At 65.1% G+C, this 4,142-nt stretch carries 4 protein-coding genes; 1 reads left to right on the plus strand and 3 read right to left on the minus strand.

Translation table 11 applies throughout. The features are described 5' to 3' along the window. Positions 1-444: 444 nt before the first annotated feature. Genes ACLP9N_RS15075 through ACLP9N_RS15085 form a run of 3 tightly spaced genes read right to left on the minus strand, consistent with a single transcriptional unit; the run spans position 445 to position 3,869 of the window. Positions 445-1,446 carry a VOC family protein gene (locus ACLP9N_RS15075; RefSeq protein ID WP_442408176.1) on the minus strand — a complete coding sequence of 334 codons (1,002 nt, stop codon included), beginning with the start codon at positions 1,444-1,446 and terminating at the stop codon, positions 445-447. Between the two features lie 19 nt (positions 1,447-1,465). After that, the gene (locus tag ACLP9N_RS15080) at positions 1,466-2,311 is read right to left on the minus strand and encodes an alpha/beta fold hydrolase (RefSeq protein ID WP_442408177.1); all 846 of its coding nucleotides are present in this window, start codon (positions 2,309-2,311) and stop codon (positions 1,466-1,468) included. A gap of 10 nt (positions 2,312-2,321) precedes the next feature. Beyond that, positions 2,322-3,869: a bifunctional 3-(3-hydroxy-phenyl)propionate/3-hydroxycinnamic acid hydroxylase gene (locus tag ACLP9N_RS15085; protein ID WP_442408178.1), complete on the minus strand. Its 1,548-nt coding sequence runs from the start codon at positions 3,867-3,869 to the stop codon at positions 2,322-2,324. Between the two features lie 89 nt (positions 3,870-3,958). On the opposite strand from ACLP9N_RS15085, the gene ACLP9N_RS15090 reads away from it, so the two are divergent. Beyond that, a partial coding sequence (locus ACLP9N_RS15090; protein WP_442408179.1) for a TetR/AcrR family transcriptional regulator occupies positions 3,959-4,142 on the plus strand: 184 nt, incomplete at its 3' end.

Raw genomic sequence — 4,142 nt, forward strand, 5'->3', positions numbered from 1 at the left:
GACTGGCCGACCTACAGCACCACCGACCGGGCCGTGATGGTCTTCGATCGCGAGTCACGCGTCGAGTACGACCCGCACGCGATCCGTCGACAGGCCTGGGAGGGCTTCTCGCCGACCACCGGTTAGCAGGCTAGAGATGTTTCTCGAAGCTTGCAGAACAAGACCCAGCGGCGATTTGGCTGCATGGTGTAGGACAGCAAATCGGTGCCCGGCCCCAGCCGTTGGTGAGCTTTTTTGGGACCAGTATCTATTGGCGCCTTGTGCGCTGGCGTCGTATCCGGTGAGGGTATCAACCATGTCGCCTCGCTCATCATCTAACGGTCGGGTTCTTCGGCTGTACCCCCAAGCGTTGCCGAGGAGGAAGGCTGCCGCCTGCTCGGCGGCGTCGGGTCGGCGGCGCGCGGCACCGCTATGCGGTTGACTTTGTATTCGGTTATTCCACCACTAGTTATCGGCGATCCCGGGTGAGCTGAGCGCCTTCATGGTGTCTTCGTGATGGACCAACGATCGTGCGGCGACGGCGAACATGTCGAGTTTGTCGATGACGGTTTGTCCTTCTGGGGTGTGGCCCCAGATGCTGATGCCTTGGTGGGTGGTGGGTTTCCAGGTGGATTCGTCGACGAGGATGGGGTTCCATCCGACCTCCAATTCGAACCCGGAGGGCGTGTGCGCGTAGTAGGACAGTTCTTTGTCGTTGGTGTGTTGGCCGACGGATAGGGCCATGTGGAAGCCGAGTTCTTTGACCCGCTGGTAGGAGGTGACCATGTCGTTGAGTGTGGCGACCTGGACGTTGACGTGCTGGACTCGGGTGCGGATCGGGTTGATGGGCAAGGCGTTCACCGATGCGATCGCCACGGAGTGGTGGCGTTCGTTGACGCGCAGGAATCTGATCTTGAGCTTCATGCCGTTGATGGTCTCGTCGATGTAGTCGCTCAGTCGTGCGTCGAAGACGTGGTTGTAATAGCCGCGGACCTCGTGAGGCTTCTTCGTGAAGAGGGCGACGTGACCGAGTCCGCCTGCGCCGGTGACGAATCCGGTGCCGGGTATTAGCAGGGGCAGGGGTGCGGTGTGGGCGGTGGTGTAGATCTCCTGGGTCAGCCCGTTGGGCCCGGGGAAGCGCAGGAAGCGCTCGACTCCTCGCAGCTTGGCTTCCTCCTCGGCGCCCTCAACGGCGGGTACCCCGTTGTCGATGACGCGGCGATTGATTTCGTGGAAGGTCGCGTGGTCATCGAGGTGCCAACCCAGCGCGACGACGTCCTCGGCCGGTCCCCGCCGCAGCAGGATGCGGCATTCGTTGGCATCCAAGCGGAATCGGATCGTGTCGGGTGCCATGTCGTCGCAGTGCATGCCGATCGCGTCGCGGGCGAAGCGGCGCCAGTCGTCGAACTTGTTCGTTTCGATCACGGCATAGCCCAGGTGGACATTGCCGAACAGATCAGTGGACATCGAATCTCCTTGAATAGTTTTAGGGCGTGAGGAATGCGGTGGTGACGGCGTTGAACAGGTCGGCGCGTTCCCACTGCACCCAGTGGCCGGTGTTGGCGGTGATCAGGACGTCGGCGTTGGGTATCCGCTTCGCGAGCATCGTTGCGCCGCTTGGTTTGTTGACCTTGTCGTCGCGTCCCCAGATCACCAGCGTCGGCGTCTCGAGGGTGCTGAGCCTGCGGTCGCGGGTGAAATCCATTCGCCACAGCGTGCCCAGTCCCGCCGGGCGTTGCAGGGGCGGGTTGGCGACGACCTCTGGGTCGATCGAGGCCGCATACCTGGATTCGATCAACGATTCAGGTACAGCATCGCCGTCGAACACCAGATAGGTGCGGATGAACGTGCGCAGTTTGTCCAGGCTCGGCCCCTCACCGCCGTAATAGCCGAGCAGGCTCTTGAGGCCCGGGGTGGGAAGCCCGCGCGTGGTCCCGACGCCGCCGGGGCCCATCAGCACGAGCCTGTCGACCCGGTGCGGGGTGTCCAGGGCCAGCCGCAGTGCGCACGAGCCGCCGTAGGAGTTGCCGACCAGGTGCGCCCGCTGGATGCCGAGTTCGTCGAGCATCCCGCGGATGTGATCGGCGAGATACCCGAACGGGTCGCTGCGGTCGACACCCTTGGCGGAGCGGCCGTAGCCGGGCATGTCGGGCACCAGGACGCGGAAGTGTTGGGCCAGGGCGTCGATGTTGCGGGAGTAGTTCGACACCCCTGATGCGCCGGGTCCGCCGCCGTGCAGCAGAACTATGGGCGCACCGGTGCCGGCCTCGGCGACGAAGATGTCCTTGCCGTGTACGCGGACGGTGCGTTCGGTCATGGTGTTGCTGGTCATTGCTGTTCCTCTATGCCTTGAAGCCGGTTGGGGGCGCCGGCAGCGGTTGGCCTTCGGCGGCGCCGGCGTAGACGAACCCGTCGGGTCGCACGACCACCATCGAGGCGCCCCTCTGGTCGAGCCAGCGCGTCAGCATGCCGTCGGCGTCCACGACGCTGTCGGTGTTCGGCTTGCTGCCGGGCACAAGGATTTTCACCACCGGCACGCCGGCTGCCCGCCAGGCCTGGCAATCGGACGCGGGGCCCAGATGCACGACCACCCAGCGGCCGCCGATGACGTCGTCGAGGCGCACGGCGTCGCCCTTCTCGTCGATGACCCACGGTTGGGGGATCAGCCAGCCGACGGCGCCGTTGCCGTTGTGCGCCAGCAGTCCCTTGCGGTAGTGCGCATCGGGCAGCCAGCGGTTTTGGCGTAACCAGGTGGAGAAGCCGGGCACCTTGCTGGCGGTGCGGAAGATGTGGTTGCGTGCGGCGGCGCGATAGCGGTTGCGTTGGATGATCAACTTGCCGGTCTTGACCGCGCGGTTGGTCACGTCCTTCACGTGCGGCAGCCGCTCGGCCTGGTAGGAATCGAGCACGGATTCGGGCAGCGATCCGCGCAGCACGGCGCCCAGCTTCCAGCACAGGTTCGCCACGTCACGCACGCCGGCGCACATGCCCTGACCGATCCACGGCGGCATCGCGTGCGCGGCGTCGCCGGCCAAAAAGACCCGGCCCACCCGCCAGCGGTCGGCGAACCGGACGTGGTGGCTGTAGCAGGCGAAGCCGAGGATCTTCACGTTGTCCTTGGTGATTCCCTGGTCGCGCAGCACCTTCCAGATCGCGTCCTCGGACAGCAGGTCCTTCTCGTCCTCCTCGTCGCGCACCGGGAACTCCCAGCGGTGATGACCCAGCGGAGTGGGGCAGTCCACGGTGGGCCGGGCCGGGTTGCAGTGGAACCGGAGCCGGTCATGGCCGGGCCATTCCTGGAGCACCTTGGTGTCGATGACGATCCAGCGCTCGCCGTAGGTGCGCCCGGAATAGCCGACGCTCAACTGGCCGCGGATGGAGCTGGACGCGCCGTCGGCGGCGATCACGTAGGAGGCCCGGATGCGCCGGAATTCGTCGACGGTGAGATCGGCGAGCATCAACTCCACGTGATCCTCGCGCTGGATGACCCGCAGGCATTCGTGCTCGAGAAGAACAGCGACGTTGGGGAAGCGGTCGACCCCGGCGCGCAGCACCTTTTCCAGCGCGGGTTGGTAGATGAACTGCTGCGGCGGGTGCCCGTTGCCCCGCGACACCGGCAGCAGCTGCACGAACGGCACGCCGTTGGCGTCGACGAAGCTGGCCCCGTTGCCGGGTTGCATGTCGGCGTTGAGCTGGTCGGCCAGTCCGACCTGCTGCCAGATGCGCACCACCTCCTCGTCGGTGGAGATGGCCCGGGCCCGCGTATAGATGTTGGGATCGCGTTCCACCACGACGACGTTGAGGCCCTGCTGGCCCAGCAGGTTGGCCGCGGTGACGCCCACCGGTCCGTAGCCGATGATCGCCACGTCATAAGTCGTCTGGTCAGTCATTGCGGGATCCTTAACTGGGAGTTGTTAATGTATTGATCCATACAGTAAGCTATGAGTTACGTGATCGTCAACACCCGAAAGGAGGCAACGTGACAGCAACCACTGCAGGCAAGAATTCGGAGTCCAGTTCGGCCGGCCGGCGGCGTACCCGTGCCAATGGCGAGGCGTCGCGTCAGCGAATCCTGGACGCGGCGACCGAGGTGGCCACCGAGCGTGGCTACGAGGGCACCACGATCTCGCTGGTCAGCAAGAAGAGCGGTCTGCCGCCGACGT

The organism is Mycobacterium sp. (assembly GCF_052144515.1).
In the GTDB taxonomy this organism is placed as follows: domain Bacteria; phylum Actinomycetota; class Actinomycetes; order Mycobacteriales; family Mycobacteriaceae; genus Mycobacterium.